General features: G+C 42.6%; 19 protein-coding genes and 1 other RNA gene. 11 read left to right on the top strand and 9 right to left on the bottom strand.

Annotation, left to right across the window (positions count from 1 at the left end; all coding sequences use genetic code 11):
- Positions 1 to 178: 178 nt before the first annotated feature.
- The 5 genes from rplT to smpB all read right to left on the bottom strand — a co-directional run bounded on the left by rplT (position 179) and on the right by smpB (position 2507).
- Positions 179 to 523: a 50S ribosomal protein L20 gene (gene rplT / locus WC819_03090; protein MFA5986305.1), complete on the bottom strand. Its 345-nt coding sequence runs from the start codon at positions 521 to 523 to the stop codon at positions 179 to 181.
- Between the two features lie 33 nt (positions 524 to 556).
- Positions 557 to 751 (bottom strand): 50S ribosomal protein L35, encoded by a 195-nt coding sequence (locus WC819_03085; GenBank protein ID MFA5986304.1) that lies wholly within the window; start codon positions 749 to 751, stop codon positions 557 to 559.
- 110 nt (positions 752 to 861) lie between these two features.
- Positions 862 to 1407, bottom strand: a complete 546-nt coding sequence (gene infC, locus WC819_03080) for a translation initiation factor IF-3 (GenBank protein ID MFA5986303.1) — start codon at positions 1405 to 1407, stop codon at positions 862 to 864.
- Between the two features lie 158 nt (positions 1408 to 1565).
- Positions 1566 to 1990, bottom strand: a transfer-messenger RNA (tmRNA) gene (gene ssrA / locus WC819_03075).
- A 70-nt stretch (positions 1991 to 2060) separates the two neighbouring features.
- A complete protein-coding gene (gene smpB, locus WC819_03070; GenBank protein MFA5986302.1) occupies positions 2061 to 2507 on the bottom strand; it encodes an SsrA-binding protein SmpB in 447 nt (148 codons plus the stop codon).
- A 294-nt stretch (positions 2508 to 2801) separates the two neighbouring features.
- Here smpB and WC819_03065 point away from each other — a divergent pair, with 294 nt between their 5' ends.
- The 11 genes from WC819_03065 (at position 2802) to rpoC (ending at position 18951) form a co-directional block, all read left to right on the top strand.
- A complete protein-coding gene (locus tag WC819_03065) occupies positions 2802 to 3350 on the top strand; it encodes a non-canonical purine NTP pyrophosphatase (GenBank protein MFA5986301.1) in 549 nt (182 codons plus the stop codon).
- Between the two features lie 260 nt (positions 3351 to 3610).
- Positions 3611 to 5233 (top strand): alpha-isopropylmalate synthase regulatory domain-containing protein, encoded by a 1623-nt coding sequence (locus WC819_03060; GenBank protein ID MFA5986300.1) that lies wholly within the window; start codon positions 3611 to 3613, stop codon positions 5231 to 5233.
- A 170-nt stretch (positions 5234 to 5403) separates the two neighbouring features.
- On the top strand, positions 5404 to 6348 hold the full coding sequence (locus WC819_03055) for a hypothetical protein (GenBank protein MFA5986299.1): 945 nt from the start codon (positions 5404 to 5406) through the stop codon (positions 6346 to 6348).
- Between the two features lie 28 nt (positions 6349 to 6376).
- Positions 6377 to 7564 carry a hypothetical protein gene (locus tag WC819_03050; GenBank protein MFA5986298.1) on the top strand — a complete coding sequence of 396 codons (1188 nt, stop codon included), beginning with the start codon at positions 6377 to 6379 and terminating at the stop codon, positions 7562 to 7564.
- A 182-nt stretch (positions 7565 to 7746) separates the two neighbouring features.
- A complete protein-coding gene (locus tag WC819_03045) occupies positions 7747 to 8991 on the top strand; it encodes an aminoacyl--tRNA ligase-related protein (protein MFA5986297.1) in 1245 nt (414 codons plus the stop codon).
- Between the two features lie 21 nt (positions 8992 to 9012).
- Positions 9013 to 9225 (top strand): hypothetical protein, encoded by a 213-nt coding sequence (locus WC819_03040; GenBank protein MFA5986296.1) that lies wholly within the window; start codon positions 9013 to 9015, stop codon positions 9223 to 9225.
- A gap of 17 nt (positions 9226 to 9242) precedes the next feature.
- Positions 9243 to 9947: a hypothetical protein gene (locus WC819_03035; GenBank protein ID MFA5986295.1), complete on the top strand. Its 705-nt coding sequence runs from the start codon at positions 9243 to 9245 to the stop codon at positions 9945 to 9947.
- A gap of 67 nt (positions 9948 to 10014) precedes the next feature.
- Positions 10015 to 10293, top strand: a complete 279-nt coding sequence (locus tag WC819_03030; GenBank protein MFA5986294.1) for a hypothetical protein — start codon at positions 10015 to 10017, stop codon at positions 10291 to 10293.
- Positions 10294 to 10382: 89 nt separating this feature from the next.
- Complete coding sequence (locus WC819_03025; protein MFA5986293.1) at positions 10383 to 11561, top strand: thioredoxin domain-containing protein; 1179 nt, start codon at positions 10383 to 10385, stop codon at positions 11559 to 11561.
- Positions 11562 to 11928: 367 nt separating this feature from the next.
- Positions 11929 to 15342: a DNA-directed RNA polymerase subunit beta gene (locus tag WC819_03020; protein MFA5986292.1), complete on the top strand. Its 3414-nt coding sequence runs from the start codon at positions 11929 to 11931 to the stop codon at positions 15340 to 15342.
- A 36-nt stretch (positions 15343 to 15378) separates the two neighbouring features.
- The gene (gene rpoC, locus WC819_03015) at positions 15379 to 18951 is read left to right on the top strand and encodes a DNA-directed RNA polymerase subunit beta' (protein ID MFA5986291.1); all 3573 of its coding nucleotides are present in this window, start codon (positions 15379 to 15381) and stop codon (positions 18949 to 18951) included.
- Positions 18952 to 19194: 243 nt separating this feature from the next.
- On the opposite strand, the gene WC819_03010 is transcribed toward rpoC, so the two are convergent.
- From WC819_03010 to sufC, 4 genes are all read right to left on the bottom strand, one after another.
- The gene (locus tag WC819_03010) at positions 19195 to 19728 is read right to left on the bottom strand and encodes a SufD family Fe-S cluster assembly protein (protein MFA5986290.1); all 534 of its coding nucleotides are present in this window, start codon (positions 19726 to 19728) and stop codon (positions 19195 to 19197) included.
- Positions 19729 to 19798: 70 nt separating this feature from the next.
- Positions 19799 to 20200 carry a four helix bundle protein gene (locus WC819_03005; protein ID MFA5986289.1) on the bottom strand — a complete coding sequence of 134 codons (402 nt, stop codon included), beginning with the start codon at positions 20198 to 20200 and terminating at the stop codon, positions 19799 to 19801.
- Between the two features lie 91 nt (positions 20201 to 20291).
- Positions 20292 to 21638 carry a Fe-S cluster assembly protein SufB gene (gene sufB / locus WC819_03000; GenBank protein MFA5986288.1) on the bottom strand — a complete coding sequence of 449 codons (1347 nt, stop codon included), beginning with the start codon at positions 21636 to 21638 and terminating at the stop codon, positions 20292 to 20294.
- A gap of 118 nt (positions 21639 to 21756) precedes the next feature.
- The gene (sufC, locus tag WC819_02995; GenBank protein MFA5986287.1) at positions 21757 to 22473 is read right to left on the bottom strand and encodes a Fe-S cluster assembly ATPase SufC; all 717 of its coding nucleotides are present in this window, start codon (positions 22471 to 22473) and stop codon (positions 21757 to 21759) included.

The following is a 22473-nucleotide window of genomic DNA, read 5'->3' as shown; positions in this document are numbered from 1 at the left end:
TATGTAAAAAGAAATCCTCTCACTAGGTTAGGAGTTTAGCACATCATTATATTTTAGTCAAGTGTGCGGTCTCGTTATTCTCATATTTTTCTATATACGACCATTTGCCATTTCCGTGATGGTTTATATAGTTTCATACAAAAAAACCGCTCGAAAGCGGTTTTTCTAAATGGAAATCTTATTTGATCGATTGTACAAACTGTGTAAATACTGCGGGGTTTTCCATTGCAAGTTGGGAGAGTACTTTACGGTCAAGAATGATATTTTTCTTTTTCATCAGGTTGATGAATATGGAGTATCTCAATTCATTGATTCGTAATGCGTTATTGAGACGGACAATCCATAGATTGCGCATCGTGCGCTTTTTTGTGCGACGATCGCGATATTTGTAGATGCCGGCTTTGATCACTGCTTGCTTTGCAACAACATAATGTGACTTACGACGCCATCGGAATCCTTTTGCAAGTTTGAGAAGATTTTTTCTTCGTTTGTTGGCGGCAACACCTCGTTTTACTCTAGCCATACGACTCAGTTTAAAGTTAAAAGTTTATAAAGTTTAGTTTATTAACGCTTTGAGGACGTTTTTTTCATCTGTCTTAAAAAGACGTTTATCACTTCTCTTGCTACGAGTTGTGTTTCCGGATTCTTTTGCGTTAAAGTGATTTTGTCCTGTTGAACGGCGGGTTACTTTTTTGTTCTTTGATACAGAGAACTTTTTCTTCAACGCTTTATTGGTTTTCATCTTCGGCATAGTGTTTTTTCTAATAAAATATAGTGCAAAATGCCTCTTCCGGCTTCTGCTGAATAAAAATCAGTGACTATTAAAAGATTTTATAGTAATTTGGATTTTTTGTCAAATATCTATTCCGGGGCGATGATCGTATTAAAACCACCGGGGAAACGTTTAATTTCTTCTTCTGTACGAAATGGCACTTCCAGTGATTTGATAAAGTTTTGCATGTTTTCTCTCGCGAGGTCTTGGTGGGCTTTTTCTCGTCCGCGGAGTACGATCTCGATTTTCACTTTATTGCCTTTGGTGAGGAATTTTTCCGTTTGGCTTTTTTTAAAGCTCAGGTCATGTGTGTCTGTACGAATACCGATACGCACGCCTTTTGTGGTAACGACTTTTTGTTGGGACTTGCTTTGGCGGAACTGTTTGGTTTGGGCATACTGAAATTTGCCGTAATCGAGAATTTTACATACGGGAGGATTTGCTTTGGGTGATACCTCCACGAGATCAAGGCCGGAACTTTCTGCCAGGGCACGTGCTTGCGAAAGAGGGATTTCGCCGATGAATTCATCGTTGTGATCGATCAAAACGATCGGATCAGCAAAGATCTTTTCATTGGCACGCATATGTGGCACGAGAGGTGTTCTCTTGGGTTTTCTACGGAATCGTCTGCGCATAAATTCAGTGTAAAGTTAAAAGTAAAAAGTTTGTAAAGTATATATATACTAGCACAATGTGTCCAAATATTTAAATGAGGTCATATCGTACTTCAAGTTATGAGATATGTAGATTTTTTTCTAGTGGTCTACAAGTCTACATGTCTCATATACTAAATTTGTGGAGATGGTGGGAATTGCACCCACGTCCAAATTTGTTGATCCGACAATACTTCTTACACGTTTAGAGCACTTTTCGTGTCGATGCAAATCGACATGTTCGATCACGGGCGATAAAGTGATCAAAAAATCCCATGATCTATCATTGTAGATTTAGTCATAAAGAAGCAATGATACTCCAATGTGACGAACCTCATAATATGACACCACGATCAGTCTATGAGATATCGACTGTGTGATGGCTCAAGCGTTTATTACGCGAGAGACGGTGCAAAAGATGGAGCAAATGCGTTAGCAAATGCTACTTTTGCTTTGTTGATGAAGTTTGCACTTATCAATGTGTATACCAGTTTTACGGGGTGAATATACATGCCCGACGTGCATATCGGCAGACGACAAACTGTCGAAAGCTAAAAGCATCCCCCCGCTTGCAACGCTTTGTCTATAAGCGATGCATGCGGCGATTGCTTTTTGATTGTCAATGTTCATATTTTTTAACCTCTGCGCAATGCGCGTGTGATATTGCGGTCAGTTTCACGTTTTTTGATCGTCTGACGCTTGTCATATTTTGCCTTGCCTTTTGCAAGCGCAAAATCAAGCTTGATCAGCTTTCCCTTAGTATAAACACGAATCGGTACCAATGTCAAGCCAGCCTGTTGTTTTTTGCCGATCAGCGAGCGGATTTCCGACTTTTTGACGAGGAGCTTACGAGACCGATTTGGATCATACTCTTTGATATTTGCTGCATGTTTATAGAGAGGGATCATCGCATTGGTGAGATAAAGCTCACTACCTTTTACTGTGACAAAAGCGCCTTTGAGTGAAATGTGTCCCGTTTTGATCGATTTGACCTCATGACCGAACAATGCCAAACCCGCCTCATAGTGGTCAATGAGTTCATAATCGAATTTTGCTTGCTTATTGAGTGCGATCACTGCCATAATGTTGGTATTATATCACGAAACGTGAGTATATCTATCATAATGATAAAAAGATGTTCGTCAATGATTTAGTGTTTTGCATCGCGATCATGTATTTGTTATGATGACGCATGAACTCATCGATATCTATGTCATCCTGAACTTGTTTCAGGATCTATATAAACCATAAGCGCGAGATCCTGAAACAAGTTCAGGATGACATAGATTTGCTTTCAATAAATGTTTTATATAAAAGAAAAAATGACATTTTTATTAAAATGGTTATATAGGAAATATTTTTAAATTAGAACTCATATGAAAAATATTGTATTTGTAACAGGCAATCAAAACAAGGCGGATTATCTGGCAAAATTTTTGGGTCATCCGATCGATCACGAAAAGATCGATCTCGATGAGATCCAATCTTTGCGATTGAAAGAAATCATCGAGCACAAGGTTCGACAGGCATACCAAAAAATCAAGAAACCTGTGATCGTGGAGGATGTGTCGTTGGAATTTGAGGCATTGGGGAAATTGCCTGGACCGTTCATTCGTTTTTTTGTTGATCAAATGCCATTTCACAATATTTGTGATTTACTCAACGGCAAAAGTCGCAAAGCAACAGCGCGATGTGCGATCGGATATTATGATGGCAAGACGTTAAAAATATTTGAAAAAAAATTAGTGGGAGAAATTGCCAAAAAACCGGCAGGGAAAAACGGTTTTGATTGGGACCATTTTTTCATTCCCACGGGGTATACAATGACACGTGCGTCACTTAGTGAAAAAGATTATGAAAAGACATATCTCCAGATCAGACCAATTGCACAATTAAGGAAATTTTTGCAGCAACAAAACACATAGATTTTTTATTAGCTGTTTGACAAAAAAACATCTTTTGTTACAATGACGGCATGAAACACTATACAGCACAAAACCTGCTAGCCCTGCTACTCCTCGTTGAGGAAGGTTTTTGTGTTGGGTAATGTTTTACGAGTAATATAGGACAAAACATTGATACTGCCTGACACTGTCAGGTTTTTTTGTTTACATGGGTCAATTCATGGGTTCATTAACAGTTGAAGAGAAGATCAAAAAATTCAAAAAAGGATGAGGAGAGAGTGATGGAAAAGAAGAAGATTTGGTTGAATGATGTGGCGCTACGTGAATCTGCGCAAGTTGACGGTGGGGCGATCACGCCTGCAGACCAGGATCGCTATGTGAGAAAGTTGGTGAAAGGCGGAATTGACATCATCGAGATCGGTTTTCCCGGCAGTGCAAAAGGCAATCCAAAACGATGTCGAGAGATCGTTGACGTTGTGCGAGGTACAAAAACACATCATAAGCCTATTCTTTCAGGACTGGCTCGTGCTGTGGAGGCAGATATTGATGCGGTAAAAGTCGCCGGTTGTGACATGGTTCATATTTATATTCCGGTAAGTGACGAGCTTATGCTCGCACAATTCGATGCTGAGAAATATGGTGATTCGCCGGAGGGAAAACGACAATGGGTGATTGACACTGCAGTTGATATGGTGCGATATGCCAGAAGTATTGGTTTCCACCATGTGCAGTTTTCGCCGGAAGATGCTGCGCGAGCGGGCAAAGAATTTATTTGCAAGATCGTGGAAGCAGTGATCACTGCCGGTGCAACGAGTGTCAATTTGCCTGACACAACCGGATTGCGTATTCTCAACGAGTTTGGCGATTTCATCGCATATGTATTTGCGCATGTGTCAAACATTCATAAAGCGCGTATTGCATGTCACTGTCACAATGATAGTGATCACAGTACGACAAATGCTTTGCAAGGAATTATACATGGTATCACAGAAGTGCAAGGTACATTTTATGGACTGGGTGAGCGTAGCGGTATGACGAAATTTGAGTCCGTGATCATGAACATGCATACACGCCAAGATATTTTTGGTGGGTATAACATACGTTTCGATCCTGCAATTGTTGTGGAGATCGTTCACATGATCGCAAACTGTCTGGGCATGCCTGTGCCACGACACTGGGTTGTGGTGGGAGATCAAAATGGCATTTGCAGTTCCGGTACGCATCAGGCCATTGAAGAAAAAGCAAAGCAAAACGGTACAACCGTCAGCCCATATTATAGTTGGGATCCAAAAAAATATGGACACACCGGCGTGAAGACTGTGGTGACACAATTTTCCGGCAAGGAGGGCATTATGACAAAACTTAAAGAGCTTGGTTTTGTCGTAAAAAAAGAGCAGCTTGCAGAGATCATGGTAGAGATCAAGCGTATCTCAGAAGGACGGCGCGGTACTTCTTTGAGTGATCGAGAAGTTGTCGCAGTTGTAACAGATGTGATCAAGGAAGTGCCATGTAGCATTGTGATCGATCGTTCCACAATTGTGAGTGGCAAGGGTACAATACCAACAGCATCCGTCATCGCATCATTGCACGGTAAAAAAGTAGCAGCCGTGCGCACCGGCAATGGTCCTGTGAGTGCGGCATTTGATGCTGTTGTCGCCATTGCAAAAGAATTTTTTCCACAATTGCAAGAATATACGATCTCGCAAGAATATTGGCGCCCGGTGCAAGTCACAAAGGGTGATGAAGCACTTGGTGATGTCTATGTACAACTGAAAATGACGCACGATACCATTCCTGGCAGAGAACATATTCATAGTGGACATGCCGTACATGAAGATTCAAATCATGCCACGGCACAAGCGATCGCAAATGCGATCAGCTGGATGGTGGCATCCATTCAATAAATCTCAACAAGAGAGGCGGATTACATAATTGTAGTCGCCTCTTTTCTTTGTATTTATGATATAATCGGTGTGGATGTGTAAATGCACAAGCATATTAAAGCGTATATAAAAAAATGTATTTAGAAAATAAAGAAACAGCTATAAAATCTGATAGAAGGTTTAAACATATTATGGCTTTGACTCTCAATTCACATTTTGATTGGAAAGAAGGCATTATTAGATGTGTAGTCAGCAGAGAGGGAGATGTGGAAAAACGAGGGTATGTTGACAGAAGTGCTTTGTATAAAGTAGTAAAAAATGATGCAGGGATCTATGAGATCACATGTGAACTGTACATGAAAAATACAGAAGAAATCATAAACTCTCTCAATAAAAAAGGACTAGACTTTATCGGATTTGAAGATCCGGATATTTGGGCGGATGAGACAAATAATACACTGCATGTCTATTTTACAATCCCTTTATTTAATAAACGAACAGGAAATGCGGTCGTGCACTTGGGGCATGCATTTGGGACAGATCTGAGTGATTTGACAATGACACAACCGGTTTTGATGGAAAAAAATAACTGTGGAGCAAAAGAAGTGTCGATTGCTCCGATGAATAAACGTGGATTTAGATATAATCTTGTTGAATCGAGTGATCATGGCAAAGGATATTGGTATTCGACTATAAGAACGGTCATCGCGGAAGACATGGGGAAAAATTGGAAATTTGGCAAAACAGTTTTTCACCCTAAAAAAGAAAATATTGAATGGGCTGGTGGACATGCTTCACCAGGTCCGTTGATGTCAAGAAAATTTATTGATGTAGGAGAGGGGAAGTGTCTTGGGTTTATGAATGGCAGAGAGGTGGATAGAAAAAACGGGACGTTTGTAAAATATGGAAAATTTTCTGTAGGTTTATTTATCTATAATTATGAAGAAGGTAAAATTGAGTGGATCTCTCCAAATTATTTTATCAGGGACAGTCAAGCAAAAACGATTACCTTTGCCAGTTATTTTATGGATCAACAAAATGGGAAGGGATTACTTTATGCGCACGTGGATGATTCTTTCGTGAGAAGTTATGAAATTACAGTTGAGGGGCTTAAAAAATTTATGGAAAATAAATGAAAATTATATTGGAAGTTCAAAATTAGAAATGATAAAAAATTTGTTTGAAGTACAATTGATTTTCCAAAAAATCATAAAAGACAAGCGAGAGATCTATCGCATCCATATTGCACACACGATCCGATCAATTGCGCTTTCTTTTGTGAGCATTTATGTGCCGGTGTATTTATTGACGATTGGCAATACATTGACAGATGTCGTTGTTTTTTATGCAATCTTCCATGGATTTGGTTTGTTATTTACTCTATTTGTAATCTCACCATTGATACAAAAAATCGGATTGGTGCGTATTTTTCAACTTTATTATCCGATGGAAATTCTTTTTTATGTAAGTTTGTATTTTATGCAAGACTGGCATATGCCATTTGGCATTGTGGCAATGGTCGGCGGAATGGCAACATTTATCTATTGGGTGCCATTAAATATTCTTTTGGTAAAACATACAGATTTTGATAAAATGGGCACCGATCTTGCAACGTTTTTTGCTTTACCAAAAATTTTACAAGTACTCAATCCGCTCATAAGTGTTGTGATGGTTTATTTTGTCGGGTTTTGGCCGATATTTATCATTGCAATCTTGGGACTCATCTTGTCATTTATCCCACTTCACGGCATTAAAAGTCATGAATCAAAATTATCATTGCATTGGAAAGAGACTTTTGCAAAAATAAAAAAACGAAAGAAATTATTTTTTCTTGAGTCACTTGATAATGTAATCGAAGAATCACATTGGTATTGGAGTATTTATGTGTACATCATGATCGGGTCATTAGCAGTGCCTGGCATAGTAGGGAGCTTGTCGTCAATTGGTGGAATTCTATTTTTGTTTTTTATAGGGAAGAAAGCAAATAAAGATCCGCATAAACTTATTATCATTGCAGCACTGTGTGTCATTGTTGTGTCTGTTGGTAGGATTTTCTCTCACGGACAAATCATGGCGTATGTATTAACGCTGGTAGGTGCGTTCTCAATGACATTTTTTCTTGTGCCATATTTCAGTTATATCTACAAATCGGTCAAAGATAAAAATGAAGAAGAATTTATCATCTTGCGTGAAGTGCCGACGGTAGTTGGTCGTATGGTAGTTTTTGGGTGTATTTTATTCACTATCAATCAGCCTCAATACTTTTTTATATTACCGGTGGTCGTTGCGATCATTTTATTGATCATGTTTTTGTTTTGCAAAAAAGAAATTACAAAATTGCATACAGTATAAATATTTGTTTACTTGTGATTTCTTTGACGAAAAGGTGTTTGGATAATATGATGGAAGCAATGAAGTAATGAATATTACGATATGTTTTGCAATACCCATTTTTTCTATAATGCATACAACTATATCCCCGTGAGGGTAATTCTTTAACTTTCACGATCTTTTATTTTTTTAATGTCAATTTTATGAAACAATCGCAATTATTTACCAGGACGCAAAAGTTTGCACCACAAGACGAAGTGAGTAAAAATGCTCAGCTACTCATCCGTGCAGGATTTATTCACAAGGAAATGGCTGGCGCGTACAGCTTTCTCCCATTGGGGCTGCGTGTTCTCAATAAAGTCATCGGTATCATCCGCGAAGAAATGGATGCAATCGGGTGTCAGGAATTATTTATGACATCATTGCAGAGCAAAGACGTGTGGGGCACGACTGGACGGTGGAGTGATGAGGTGGTAGACAACTGGTTTAAGACGTCACTGAAAAATGGCACAGAGGTAGGCTTGGCATTTACACATGAGGAAGTGTTAACGTCCATGATGAAAGATCATGTGTCGTCGTACAAAAATCTTCCATTTAGTGTGTACCAATTTCAAACGAAGTTTCGTAATGAGGCGCGTGCGAAGAGTGGGATCATGCGTGGGAGGGAATTTATTATGAAAGACGCATATTCTTTTTCACCTGATCAAAAAGAACATGAAATGTTCTACGAAAATGCAAAAAAAGCATACCTCAATATCTTTCGTCGTGTGGGTATTGGTGATCACACATATCTGACATTTGCCGGTGGTGGCACATTTAGCAAGTATTCACATGAATTCCAGACAGTGTGCGATGCCGGAGAAGACATCATTTATGTCAGTGAAGAAAAGAACATGGCGATCAATCAAGAAGTATACACTGATGAGGTATTGGCAGATCTTGGCGTGAGCAAAGAGTCTCTTGTGCAAAAAAAAGCGGCGGAGGTGGGCAATATCTTTTCACTTGGTACAAAATTCAGTGATGCATTTGATCTCACATACGATACACAAGATGGCACGAAACAAAAGGTGATCATGGGTTCCTATGGCATTGGCCCTGCGCGTGTAATGGGTGTAGTGACGGAATTATTTGCAGATGACAAAGGTCTCGTCTGGCCTGATATCATTGCGCCTTTCCTTGTGCATTTGGTCAGTCTAGAGCAAGATGAGCAAGCACAAAAAATTTATGACCGGTTGACCGTTGCCGGCATAGAAGTGCTTTATGATGATCGGAATGTACGTGCCGGGGAAAAATTTGCAGATGCAGATCTAATCGGTTGTCCATATCGCGTGGTTGTGAGCAAAAAGTCGCTTGAGCAGGGTGGCGTAGAAGTGCGTCGTCGTACGGAATCTGAAAGCATTATTATGACGGTTGAAGAAATTGTTGAAAAATGCAAAAAGGAGGCATAAGTAATTATTTTAAAGAATATTATGAAAGAAAGTATTTTGCACGGATGCCGTATTCACATGAACGATGACGCAAGTGATCTGATGCTTTATTTGGAAAATCATTTGGATACGGATGAATTTAACACGATCTTTGGGTATGCAAAACATAAGGGAACGGCATATTTTCAAGATCATGAACGCCATCATTTTTTCATCGAATTTGATGATGACGTGTATACCGTGAATGAAAGATAACATAACTTTTATATAGTATGGTCATTGGTTTTTCGTGCGGGGTTTTTTATCGATTGCAAAATAATAGTCATGAGCGATTTTCCAAAGAATTAGTGGATCGTTTTTGTGCTACCGGTGCACGTGCGATTGAGTTAATGTGTCACACAGAGGAACATGTAAAATTTCTTTCTGCGGGGGAACATGCGCATATTATGCAATTCGATCACATTTCCATTCATGCACCTGTAATTGCGTATGATGACGATGCCGTGTCACATGTATTATTGAAACAGTTGGAAGAATTGAGTGCGCGATTTTCTGCTACATATGTCGTCTTTCATCCAGATGCGGTGAAGCGATGGGATATTATCAGTCAATACAAAATCCCCGTGGCAATCGAGAATATGGATGATCGCAAAAAGTCGTTCAGAACTCTTGACGATGTACAGTCTCTTCTGGATCGATATCCCTTTGGACTTGTGATCGATCTGCAACATTGTTTTGTCAATGACCCGTCAATGCAATTGGCAAAAGAATTACATGCACAATTCGGCGATCGTATTGTGGGGTATCATATCAGCGGATATGGCCCAGAGTTGTTGCATGTGCCACTTTTTGAAACATGTCAAAATGAGATTGTCGGTGCACTGAAGCAGAAAGAGCGACCAATCATTATTGAAAGTACTTTTTCTGCATATGGGGATGAAAAAATGGAAATGCAATATATCACAAGCCAACTGTAGAAATGTTTTTGTTGTGTATTTGTGTTATATGAGTACAATAGAGGGGTGATTATTTTTGATAAGGCACATGGGTATGCAAATAGAATTATCATTGAAAGAAAAAGATGTCGCGCTCGTATTACGTGACAACGATCAGGATCTTGATCGCATGCAGTGGGTGGATGACAATGATCTATTGGAAAAATTCTTTCCGGCGATCGAGGACATTCTCATGCGCAATGAGCGTGTCGTGGAAGATGTGGACGATTTTGTGCTTGTGGCGGACATTCCCAAGGGGTACACCACAGCGCGAATTGCGCGAACGATCATCAAGACGCTCAATTTTGCGCGTCATGCGCAGTCATGATATGATGAGAGAAACCTATTTTCTTGAGAATGATCAAGAAAATGATATAATATATATCAATACATAATATAATTTGTAATTACAAAATGATGTCAGAGGAAAAAAAGACAGAAGAAGTGGTAGAGGAAAAGAAAACTCCGGAAGAGGAGGCAAAAGGTTCATGCGAGGGAGGAACGTGTGAGAGTGGCACATGTAAGGATGGTGTATGCGAAGGAGGCTCATGCGAAGGAAAGACATGCGGTGATGTGTGCTGTGGCATACAAGGAGGAAAGAATATTTTTATTTGGCTTGTGATCGTCGTTCTGGCAGTGGGTGCTATTGCATATTTCCAAATGCAAAAACGTGACAACGTCGGCGAAGAACGTCCTGTAAAAGAAAAGGTGGCGCAGGAAGTTCGGGATAATGCGATGAAAATGATCACCGGTCAACTGGTTCCGGAAGGCACAAAGGTTGAGATCGGTAAAATCACAGAAGAAAGCGGTCTCTATAAAATGATCATTACTGTAGAGGGTCAAGAAGTGACGTCGTACATGTCAAAAGATATGACCAAGTTTATTCCGCAGCTTGTTGATACAAAGCAACTTGAAGAAAAGAGCGCGGAAGAGGATGCCACAACAACTGAGACTACAGAAGTGCAGACAAAATCAGATAAACCGGAAGTTGAGATCTTTGTGATGAGTCACTGCCCATATGGTACGCAGATCGAGAAGGGCATTTTGCCGGTGTTGAAAGCTCTTGGCACAACTGTCAATGCAAAATTCAAATTTGTGGATTATGCAATGCATGGTGAGAAAGAAGTGAAGGAAGAATTGCGTCAGTATTGCATCCAGGAAAAAGAACCGCAAAAATTTCATGCGTATCTTGGATGCTTTTTGGAAAAACAGGATGAAAAAGCATGCATGCAGACAGCATTGGTCAATCAAACGCTTTTGGCGCAGTGCGTGGCGCAAACAGATAAAGCATTCAAAGTTACAGAATTGTTCAATGATAAGTCGTCATGGGTGAGTGGACAGTTTCCTCAGTTCAACATCTCAAAGGCGGATAATGAGAAATATGGTGTCCAAGGATCGCCGACTCTTGTGATCAATGGGGAATTGATCCAATCCGGTCGTGATAGCGCAAGTCTCATGAAAGCGATTTGCTCCGCATTCAATACACAACCGGCAGCATGTCAGACAGAAATGTCCAGTGATGCACCGGCACCAGGATTCGGTTCAGGCACAGCTGCCGCAGCCAACGCAAATACAACCGCAGATTGTGGCGCATAAGAATTGCACAGAGATTATAAACAATCGAGAAACCCTCACGATTTGTGGGGGTTTTTGCTTGCTGTGGATAAGTTGTGCATAATGTAGGCAGATCCCGTTCAATTATGCGGTAATGATAACCAAAAATATAGTTGACAACATATTTTTTTCCTGCTATTATTCATGGTACTGAAAAATAATCCACTTTAATGGTACGAATTTTTTGTTGGAAAACAGGGAATTTCGTGTCAAATTGGATGCATCACATCGGACATTTTTGTGCGACAATTAAATAGTTAATCATTCAAAACTCCATCAGAAAGGTATTTCTTATACTTTCAAGACGTTGAACAAAGTAAAGAATACCGAGATGATGGGAGGTCTTTTTATGGTTGAAAACAAGAAAATGAAGGTAAAGGGGAAATTCAGCGCCTCTTCGTCTCTTGCAAAACGAAAGTTTTTCAAGAAACAGTTAGCTGTGTCATTGCCAAATCTTATCGAGGCACAGACGGCTTCGTATGAATGGTTTTTGGAAAAAGGATTGCAGGAGCTATTGGATGAAGTAAATCCAATCGTTGATTTTGCCGGAAAGGAAATGGAACTTTCTCTTTCCAATTACTTCTTGGACGAATCCAAATACGACGAGTTGACGTCGCGCGCAAAAAATATTTCTTATGAGGCACCGCTTCGCGCAACAGCAAAGCTTGTGTTCAAAAAGACCGGGGAAGTAAAGGAGCAAGAGATCTACTTTGGAGAATTTCCGATCATGACAGATCGTGGAACGTTTATTATCAATGGTGTGGAGCGTGTGATCGTATCACAACTCATCCGATCCCCCGGCGTGTTCTTTTCGATGGAATACATCAAAGGCCGTAAGTTTTTTGGTGCAAAAATCATTCCAAATCGTGGTGCATGGTTGGAGCTTGAGACAGATCGTGATGGTGTGATCTATGTGAAGATCGATCGTAAGCGCAAATTGCCGGTGACGGCGCTATTGCGTGCTTTTGGGCATGGTACTAATGATCAGATTCGTGCACTTTTTGCACAGGATGTGGAAGTGATCGACGTAGATCATATCGGTGAAACGCTTGCAAAAGATATTACAACATCGCAAGGTGAGGGATACAAGGAGGTATATAAACGCGTACGTCCGGGAGACCTTGCAACAGAAGAGAATGCAAAACAAATGGTTGATGCAATGTTTTTTAACTTTGATCGTTATGACTTTGGTGCGGTGGGACGATACCGTCTCAACCAACGATTGAAACTTGATAGAGCAAATAACCCAGAAAATCGTATTTTAAATGTGGAGGACTTTGTTCTCATTATCAAGGAGATCATTCGCATGAACAATAATCCGCAAGCACAGGCAGATGATATCGATCATTTGGGCAATCGTCGCGTGCGTGGTGTGGGAGAACTTATCCAAAACAAAATGCGTATCGGTTTTGCGCGTATGGCACGCAATATCAAAGATCGCATGAGTACGTGTGATGTGGATACGGTTGTGCCGGGACAGATCATCAATTCTCGTCCGGTTGCAGCTGCGATCAAAGAATTTTTTTCCAGCTCACAGTTGTCGCAGTTTATGGATCAGGTAAATCCGCTTGCAGAGTTGGAGCATAAGCGTCGCTTAAGTGCCCTTGGACCCGGTGGTTTGACGCGTGAGCGTGCGGGATTTGAAGTGCGTGATGTGCATCATTCTCATTATGGACGCATCTGTCCTGTAGAAACACCGGAAGGACCGAATATCGGACTCGTCGGACATTTGGCGACATATGCACGGATCAATGAATATGGATTTCTCGAAACACCATACTTGAAAGTGGCGCAAGAAGTCGCAAATACTGCAGATGATCTTGTCGGTCGTATTTTAACGGAGAAAATCGGTGATTGTGCTATCGGTACATTGATCGATGAAACTCTTGCAAAAAAGATCGCGAAAGAGAAAAAAGACATGATCCATGTCGTGCCGTTTGTAACGGACAAAATCGAATATATCAATGCGACTGTAGAAGATCGATTGACGATCGCACATGGTGGCACAGTACTTGATGAGCATCGCAACATCGTGGAAAAGATGGTAGAAGCGCGTGTCAGCGGTCAGCCGGATATGGTAAGTGTGACAAGTGTTGAATATATTGACGTGTCACCAAAGCAGTGTATTTCTGTGGCGACAGCACTTATTCCTTTCTTGGAGCATGATGATGCAAACCGTGCACTTATGGGCTCGAACATGCAACGTCAGGCTGTGTCGTGTGTCAAACCGGAAGCACCGCTTGTGGGAACAGGTATCGAAGACAAAGCGGCAGCGGATTCCGGTCAGGCAGTGATTGCAAAAAACCCGGGAAAGGTGATTTCTGTGGATGGCAATCATATTGTCGTGGAAGAAGAAGCACCGGCAGGTGCGAAGAAAAAAACAAATAAAAGAGAATACTTGCTTCATACATTTATGAAGTCCAACGCGTTTACATCGATGAATCAGGTGCCGCGTGTACTCAAGGGTGATGTGATCAAGAAAGGGCAATTGCTCGCAGACGGATCATCAACTGATCATGGTGAGCTTGCGCTCGGACAAAATATGCTCGTGGCTTTCGTGCCATGGGAAGGATTTAACTTTGAGGATGCGATCATCATTTCAGAAAAGGTATTGCAGGATGACCGTTATAGCTCGATCCACATTGAAGATTTTTCATTGGATGTGCGTGACACAAAGCTCGGACCTGAGATCGTAACACGTGATATCCCAAATATTGGTGAAGACCGTCTGAAGAACTTGGATGAGACGGGCATCGTGCGCATCGGAGCGGAAGTGTCATCGGGAGATATCTTGATCGGAAAGATCACACCAAAGGGTGAGGGTGACCTCACAGCAGAGGAACGTCTCCTTCGTGCGATCTTTGGTGAGAAATCCCGTGATGTAAAAGATTCTTCTCTGTATTTACCACATGGTGAACATGGAAAAGTTGTGGATATCAAAGTATTTACACGAGATCAGGGTGATCGTTTGCCAACAGGCGTAAGCCAGCAAATTCAGATTTCTGTTGCGCAATTGCGCAAAATCGCAGTCGGTGACAAGCTCGCAGGGCGTCATGGAAATAAGGGTGTGATCTCGCGTATTGCACCGGTGGAGGATATGCCATACTTGCCAGACGGCACACCGGTTGATGTGATCTTGAATCCGTTGGGTGTAGCAAGTCGTATGAATATCGGTCAGATCTTGGAGACGCATCTCGGATGGGCAGCACGTGCGCATGGCTACACGGCAGCAACACCTGCGCTTGACGGTGTATCTGAAGCAGATATCAAAGCAGAACTTAAATCAGCGGGACTTCCAGAAAGCGGAAAGATCGGTTTGATCGATGGAAAGACGGGACGCCCGTTTGATAATGAGTCAACTGTCGGTGTGATGTATATTATGAAGTTGAATCATCTCGTTGATGATAAGTTGCATATGCGCTCGATCGGACCATACTCATTGATCACACAACAACCGCTTGGTGGTAAAGCACAGTTTGGTGGACAGCGTTTTGGAGAGATGGAGGTATGGGCATTGGAAGGTTATGGTGCCGCTCATACATTGCAAGAAATGTTGACGATCAAATCTGATGATGTACTCGGACGTTCAAAGGCGTATGAGGCAATCATCAAGGGCGAAGAGATCAAGAGTCCAAATCTTCCGGCGTCATTCCATGTTTTGGTGAATGAACTCAAGGGTTTGTGTTTGGATGTGGAACTCATCGGACAAAAAGTCGAGTCAGATGAGAAGGATGCACAAGATGCAAAAAAAGAAGAGAAGTAATGCATCGATGTATTAAATCTAAACTTTATCAAACATATGGAAAATGCAACAAAAGTAAGTGATTTCGACAGCGTCCGACTCCGACTCGCAAGTCCGGAAAATATTCTCGGATGGTCGCATGGTGAGATCACAAAACCGGAAACGATCAACTATCGTACACAACGTTATGAAATGGACGGTTTGTTTTGTGAACGCATTTTTGGTCCGTCAAAGGATTGGGAATGTTATTGTGGAAAATACAAGCGTATTCGTTATAAAGGAATCACATGTGACAAATGCGGTGTTGAAGTAACACGTTCGATCATTCGTCGTGAGCGCATGGGACATATTCAGCTTGCTGTGCCTGTATCACACATTTGGTTTTTGCGCGGTGTGCCGAGTAAGATTGGTCTCGCTCTCGGACTTTCCCCACAGGCATTGGAAAAAGTGATCTACTTTTCATCATATATCGTGACGGATGTAGATGATGATGCGCGTGAAAAAGCGATGGAAAATCTTGAGAGTGAATTCAAGCACAAGCAAAAGGAGATCAAAACCAGCGGTGATGATGAGAGAATGCAAGAACTCAAAAAACAATATCGCAGTAAACGTGATGCGTTGCGATCTCTTGCTTTGTATCAGATCTTGAGCGAGGTGGAATATTTCAATCTGTCTACGAGTTTTGGTCAAGTTTTTACTGCGGGAATTGGCGCGGAGGCTGTGCAGAAAATCTTGAAGAATATGAATGTGGATGACATGATGAAAAGTCTCGTGCAACATCTCGACGATGCGGACTCCATTCTCAAGAAAAAACTTCTCAAGCGGATCAAATTTTATCAGGGCATAAAAAAAGCAGATATTCATTTGGAATGGATGCTGCCGACGATCATTCCTGTGATCCCGCCGGATCTCCGTCCGATGGTTGCATTGGATGGTGGACGTTTTGCAACGTCCGATCTCAATGATCTCTATCGTCGTATCATCAACCGTAACAATCGTCTGAAAAAATTGCTCGAATTGCGTGCACCGGAAGTGATCACACGTAATGAGAAGCGTATGTTGCAAGAGGCGGTTGATGCACTCTTTGATAATTCAGCACGACGTGGACAAGCATCTGTTGCGGCATCAACCGGACAACGACGTCCACTTCGTTCTCTCGCAGATTCATTGAAAGGAAAACAAGGACGTTTCCGTCAGAATCTCTTGGGTAAGCGTGTGGATTATTCAGGGCGTAGCGTTATCGTGATTGGTCCGCAACTCAAGTTGCATCAGGCCGGTCTGCCGAAACGCATGGCATTGGAACTTTTCAAACCGTTTATCATCAACAAGTTGATCGAACGCGAGTACGCTCACAATGTGCGTACGGCAGGACGTATGGTGGACAATGAGACGGAAGAGGCATATGAAATTTTGGATGATATTATCTCACACCATTATGTGATGCTTAACCGCGCGCCGACCCTTCACCGTTTGTCAATTCAATCATTCCAACCGGTATTGATCGAGGGTAAAGCAATCCAGTTGCATCCGATGGTGTGTGCCGCATTCAACGCAGACTTTGATGGCGATCAGATGGCAGTACATGTGCCACTTACGGATAAGGCACGTGAGGAAAGCGCAAATATCATGCTTTCATCAAAAAACTTGATCAAGCCTGCAAGTGGAGAGCCGATCACTACACCATCGTTGGATCTTGTGTTGGGAATCTATTACATCACGCATATCAAACCTGGCGCAAAGGGTGAGGGAAAAATCTTTGCGAATATTGATGAGGCGATCTTGGCATATCAAAATGAAGCGATCGCGATCAATGCAGAGATCACGCTTCTTTATAAGGGCAAAGTCTACAAGACATCAGCCGGACGCGGGATGTTCAATGATATTTTGCCGGCATCGATGCGCTTTTTGAATCAAGAAATGACAAAGAAAGAATTGAAAGATGTTGTTGGAAAGATGCTTGACACTGTCGGACAAGAGGAAACAGCAGCGTTTATCGATCGCGTCAAAAATCTGGGATTCAAGAGCGTTACACTTTCCGGTATCAGTTGGGGCATGGATGATCTCGTCGTGCCGGTGGAGAAGAAAGCGATCCTTGAGGATGCAAAGCAAAAAGTGGCAGGGATCAAAGAGAGCTTTGATATGGGACTTCTCACGAACGAAGAACGCAAGAACCGTACGATCGATACATGGAACAAGGCAAAAGATGACATTACGGATGCTGTGCGTGCAGGATTGGACAAAGAAGGTCCTGTATATTCCATGGTGTATTCCAAGGCTCGCGGTAGTGAATCCGTTGTCGTACAGATGACCGGTATGAAAGGTCTTATGGCTGGCGCGACAGGTGAAACATTGGAGTTGCCGGTACGTAGCTCATACAAAGAAGGTCTCGATGTGTTGGAGTATTTCATCTCAACGCATGGTGCGCGTAAAGGTATGGCAGATACGGCTCTTCGTACAGCAACTGCCGGTTATCTCACACGACGTCTCGTGGATGTTGCGCAAGATGTGATTGTCACGGAAGAAAACTGTGGTGATCGCGTGGGTGGATATGTCTATCGTCAAGACTCCGATCGCATCGGTATCAATTTTGGATCACGTGTAGAAGGACGCACATCGGTTGGCGCGATCAAACATCCAAAGACGGATAAGGTGATCGTAGAGTCAGGCGTTTTGATCGACAAAAAGCAAGCGCAGGAAATCGATAAAGCAGGCATCGAAAAGGTCAAAATTCGTACGACAACATCATGTAAGACATTGCGAGGTATTTGTCAAAAGTGTTATGGTGTCGATCTCGGTCGCAAGGGATTGGTTGCACTTGGTCAGGCTGTAGGGACAGTCGCAGCACAGGCAATCGGTGAACCGGGTACACAACTTACGATGCGTACATTTCACGTTGGTGGTGTTGCGGGATCTGATATTACACAAGGTTTGCCTCGTGTAGAAGAGATCTTTGAAGCACGTACGCCAAAGGGCGAGTCGATCATTTCCGAGATTGATGGTGCAGTTGTCGATATTGAGGATGATGGCGGAAAAACTGTAACGATCGTGATCGAGAAAGAAGGCAAGCGCAAGCAACAAAAGAAATACAATGTACCGTCAAATTCAACGATCAATGTCAAGAAGGGTGATCTCGTGGCAAAGGGCACACAGCTCAATGAAGGTCACATCGACCTCAAGAAGCTCTATGAAACAATGGGTAAGGAAGAAGTGCATCGCTATATCGTACGCGAGATTCAAGAGATCTATGCATCACAAGGTGAAGGTATCAACGACAAGCATGTCGAGATCATCATCCGTCAGATGTTCTCTCGTATCCGCATTACGGAAGCAGGAGATACGACACTTATCCCCGGTGAGATCGTAGAAATGAGCGAGTTCAATGATGCAAATATCGAGGCAGTAGAATCAAAGGGTAGTGGCGCAGAAGGTGAGCCAATGATCCTCGGTATTACCAAAGTTGCACTCTCTACGGAATCATTCCTCTCAGCGGCATCCTTCCAAGAAACGGCGCGCGTACTTATCAACGCGGCAATTACCGGAAAGAAAGATCATCTCCGCGGTCTCAAAGAAAATGTGATCATCGGACGCTTGATCCCGGCAGGAACAGGATTCCGTCAAGGTAAGAAATAGTCGGTATTTCTCCTTGGGTTGAACTTCACAAAACCACCCCGCTCAAAGCGGGGTGTTTTTTGGTGTGCTTGCAATTATTTACATTTTTCTCTATACTGGCAAATAGATATTTTGTTACATGTGAGCGAGTGACGAAAAATCCCACTTATAGGGTTTGGCGATGAAATCTTGCTATTCGACAAGCGCATCCAGTGCTCACGTAACAAAAAAATCCCCACGAGAGCATTCTTGTGGGGATTTACATTACTCTTTGTATTGAAGTATTTCTTGTAAGAATCCATCAATGAGTAATTGTCGGGCATCGTGCGGTGTGATGCCACGATTGATGAGATAATCCAACTGATCCGGATCAAGTGGTTTGGTCTGTGCGGCATGTGTGCAGTGCACCTCATGCGGAAGGATCTCCAATTGGGGCATACTGATGACGTGTGCATTTTTTGACAAAAGGAGATTCGTATTTGTCAGAAGCGCTTCGGTGCCAACAGAATTTTGCTCTACACGAATTTTTCCACGCATATGAAGCTGTGCATTGTCACGTAAGACGCTTTTGATTAGTGCTGTACTTTTTGTATGCGGAGCGGTATGAATTTGTGAAATATCCAATACAAAATCATCTGTATCTTTGCCCTGATAAAGACCATAGATCGCCACCTCGGCGTGTTCTGCCGCAATGACAAATGTCAGATCAGCGGTGAGATTTTCAAAATAAAAAACATGCTTACCGGGAGTGGTAATTTTGTATTCTTTTTTTCGCTTGTTGACGACGAGTATAAACATATTTAGGGAGTAGATGTTAGGGGGTAGGTTGTAGAAATTAGGGGGTAGGGGTGCTATAGGGAGTAGATATTTAGGGGGTAGGGGGGTGGGGAGTGGACGGCGGAGGCGTACTCTTCAACTTTGATTGCAAGACATTGAGCATTTTCATAATTTCTTCGAGCAGAATATCTATGCTTTCACATTCTTTATTTGAACAATAATTTTGATTTTTAGCAATAAGTATTTGTGTTTCTAATTCTGCGCCAGAGCCAAAAGCGATTGTAATAAAGTGTGCGTAATCTTTTCTGGTGCCACGGCGGTGTCCTTCCGCAATATTTGAGGGCAGAGAAATCGCTGATCTGCGCATTTGACTGGAGAGTCCAAAAAGCTCATCTCGCGGAAATTTTTTCGTCAGAGTGTATACTTTATTGACTAATTCCATTGACTTTTTCCAAACAATCAAGTCTTTGTAATTTTTAATCTGTTTTTCCATATATAATATATTATCTCTAATCTTGCAGATTATCACCAATTCCTACCCCCTACCACCTACTCCCTAATCCCTACTCCCTACCACCTAAATCCTACCCCCTAGTTCCCATTTCCATATTAATGAGGCGGTAGAGCTCTACGGAATATTCAAGTGGGATCTCTTTGGTGATCTCTTCGATAAAACCGTTTACCATCATACTGCGTGCCTGCGCTTCTGTGAGTCCGCGGGACATGACATAAAAAAGTTTCTCCTTGTCGAGACTCTCGACGCTTGCTTCGTGGGAAACGCTTGCCGTATCATTTTTGATATCCATTGTCGGATAGGTATTGGATTGGGAAATGTTGTCGAAAAGGAGGGCATCGCATTGCGTGTAGCTTTTTGTGTTCTGTGCGTCGGATGCGATGCTGACGAGTCCGCGATAATTTGACACACCGCTACCGATGGAAATGGATTTGGCAATAATGTGTGATGTGGTGTGCGGTGCGATGTGGATCATTTTTGCGCCGGTATCAAGCGTTTGGTCGGTGTTTGCCAGTGCCATGGAGATCATACTGCCACGCGCATTTTCTCCTGCGAGGATCACCGTGGGGTATTTCATCGTGATGCTGGAGCCGAGATTGCAGTCGATCCATTCCATCGTGGCGCCCTCTTCCGCTTTGGCGCGCTTGGTGACGAGGTTGTAAATATTTTTGCTCCAGTTTTGGATCGTCGTATAGCGGATCTTTGCATTTTTGAGCACAAAGATCTCCACGACTGCGGCATGGAGAGATTGTGTGGAATATGCCGGGGCAGTGCATCCTTCGATATAGTGTACGGACGATCCTTCGTCGGCAATGATCAGTGTGCGCTCGAATTGACCGAATCGTTCGGCGTTGATCCGAAAGTATGCTTGCAGAGGCAGTGTTACATGAACATTTTTTGGCACATAGATAAACGATCCGCCGGACCACACGGCAGAATTGAGCGCGGCGAATTTGTTATCTGTCGGCGGAATGAGTTTGCCGAAATATTTTTTGACGATATCCGGATAGGTGCGCACAGCCGTATCCATATCACAAAAGATCACGCCCTGCTTTTCCAATTCTTTGTGCATGGATTCATAGATCACTTCGCTTTCATATTGCGCGCTTACGCCGGCAAGCCATTTCTTTTCATGCTCGGGCACGCCGATGCGATCATAGGTTTCCTTGATCTCCGGTGGCAGATCATCCCAACTCTGTGATTTTTTATCTGTGGCGCGGAGGAAATAGATCATATCATCAAAATCGATGTGTGAAAGATCCGGTCCCCATGTGGGAAGTTTTTTCTGGGTGAAGATGTCATATGATCGCAAACGAAAATCATGCATCCATGCATCCTCTTTTTTATAAGCACTGATCTTCTGTACGATGTCTGCACTGATCCCGCGTTTTGTTTTTGAAACGGAAACCTCCGGCATGGCGAAGTCGTGTTCCGCATGGTTCACGGCGAAGTCAGACCCGTGTGTAAAAGGAGGCGTGCTATCAGGTTGTGCATCGTGATCTGTCATTTTTTGTAGAAAACTGATATATTTCGAACTATTTTTTGTAGCCGTCTTTCTCGATCTTTTCCGCAAGTGCGGCGTCGCCGTGTTCTGTGATCGTGCCATTGTGCATGATGAGCACCTCATCAACCGGTAATTGTGAAAGGATGCGGTTATAGTGTGTGATGATGATAAACGTTTTTTGCGGATCGTTCGTTTTCATTTTTTTGATAAATGTGGCAATCGTCGCGAGAGCATCAACATCAACGCCTGTGTCGATCTCATCGAGGATGATGTAGCGAGGATCGAGGATTGCCGCTTGAAGCATCTCCATCTTTTTGCGTTCACCACCGCTGAAATTTTCGTTGAGCGATCGTGAGAGAAGTTCTTTTTTCATATCAAGATCCTGTGCCACGTCAGTGATCCTTTTTAGCAATGTAGCACTATCCTGTGTGTCGCGAGGGATTGCCGTGCGCAAGAGTTGTTGCACTGTGACGCCGGGGATCGCGAGAGGCGATTGTGGCGCCAAAAAAATCCCGAGATGAGCGCGCTCTTGCGGTGGAAGTGATGTAATATTTTTTTGATCCAGTGTAATGTCGCCGGAGAGAACTCTGAGAGAAGGATCGCCCATGATCGTCTTGGCAAGGGTGCTTTTGCCGGAGCCGTTGACGCCCATAATGGCATAGATCTTGCCCGGTGCAAAATCATAAGAAACAGTATGAATGATCGTCTTCTCATCCGCTTGCACGGAGAGATTGTTGATGGAGAGCAT

It is taken from the genome of Parcubacteria group bacterium (genome assembly GCA_041660065.1).
Classification (GTDB): domain Bacteria; phylum Patescibacteriota; class Minisyncoccia; order Moranbacterales.
This window is presented reverse-complemented; position numbering and strand designations above follow the sequence as displayed.

Bases quoted from the DNA above. Each gene is read 5' to 3' on its own strand.
- rplT (MFA5986305.1), bottom strand. From the start codon at position 523: ATGGCTAGAGTAAAACGAGGTGTTGCCGCCAACAAACGAAGAAAAAAT.
- smpB (MFA5986302.1), bottom strand. From the start codon at position 2,507: ATGGCAGTGATCGCACTCAATAAGCAAGCAAAATTCGATTATGAACTC.
- sufB (MFA5986288.1), bottom strand. From the start codon at position 21,638: ATGCCGGAGGTTTCCGTTTCAAAAACAAAACGCGGGATCAGTGCAGAC.
- infC (MFA5986303.1), bottom strand. From the start codon at position 1,407: ATGCGCAGACGATTCCGTAGAAAACCCAAGAGAACACCTCTCGTGCCA.
- WC819_03050 (MFA5986298.1), top strand. From the start codon at position 6,377: ATGATAAAAAATTTGTTTGAAGTACAATTGATTTTCCAAAAAATCATA.
- WC819_03025 (MFA5986293.1), top strand. From the start codon at position 10,383: ATGTCAGAGGAAAAAAAGACAGAAGAAGTGGTAGAGGAAAAGAAAACT.
- sufC (MFA5986287.1), bottom strand. From the start codon at position 22,473: ATGCTCTCCATCAACAATCTCTCCGTGCAAGCGGATGAGAAGACGATC.
- WC819_03065 (MFA5986301.1), top strand. From the start codon at position 2,802: ATGAAAAATATTGTATTTGTAACAGGCAATCAAAACAAGGCGGATTAT.
- WC819_03085 (MFA5986304.1), bottom strand. From the start codon at position 751: ATGCCGAAGATGAAAACCAATAAAGCGTTGAAGAAAAAGTTCTCTGTA.
- WC819_03035 (MFA5986295.1), top strand. From the start codon at position 9,243: ATGGTCATTGGTTTTTCGTGCGGGGTTTTTTATCGATTGCAAAATAAT.
- WC819_03060 (MFA5986300.1), top strand. From the start codon at position 3,611: ATGGAAAAGAAGAAGATTTGGTTGAATGATGTGGCGCTACGTGAATCT.
- WC819_03020 (MFA5986292.1), top strand. From the start codon at position 11,929: ATGGTTGAAAACAAGAAAATGAAGGTAAAGGGGAAATTCAGCGCCTCT.
- WC819_03040 (MFA5986296.1), top strand. From the start codon at position 9,013: ATGAAAGAAAGTATTTTGCACGGATGCCGTATTCACATGAACGATGAC.
- rpoC (MFA5986291.1), top strand. From the start codon at position 15,379: ATGGAAAATGCAACAAAAGTAAGTGATTTCGACAGCGTCCGACTCCGA.
- WC819_03005 (MFA5986289.1), bottom strand. From the start codon at position 20,200: ATGGAAAAACAGATTAAAAATTACAAAGACTTGATTGTTTGGAAAAAG.
- WC819_03045 (MFA5986297.1), top strand. From the start codon at position 7,747: ATGAAACAATCGCAATTATTTACCAGGACGCAAAAGTTTGCACCACAA.
- WC819_03030 (MFA5986294.1), top strand. From the start codon at position 10,015: ATGGGTATGCAAATAGAATTATCATTGAAAGAAAAAGATGTCGCGCTC.
- WC819_03055 (MFA5986299.1), top strand. From the start codon at position 5,404: ATGGCTTTGACTCTCAATTCACATTTTGATTGGAAAGAAGGCATTATT.
- WC819_03010 (MFA5986290.1), bottom strand. From the start codon at position 19,728: ATGTTTATACTCGTCGTCAACAAGCGAAAAAAAGAATACAAAATTACC.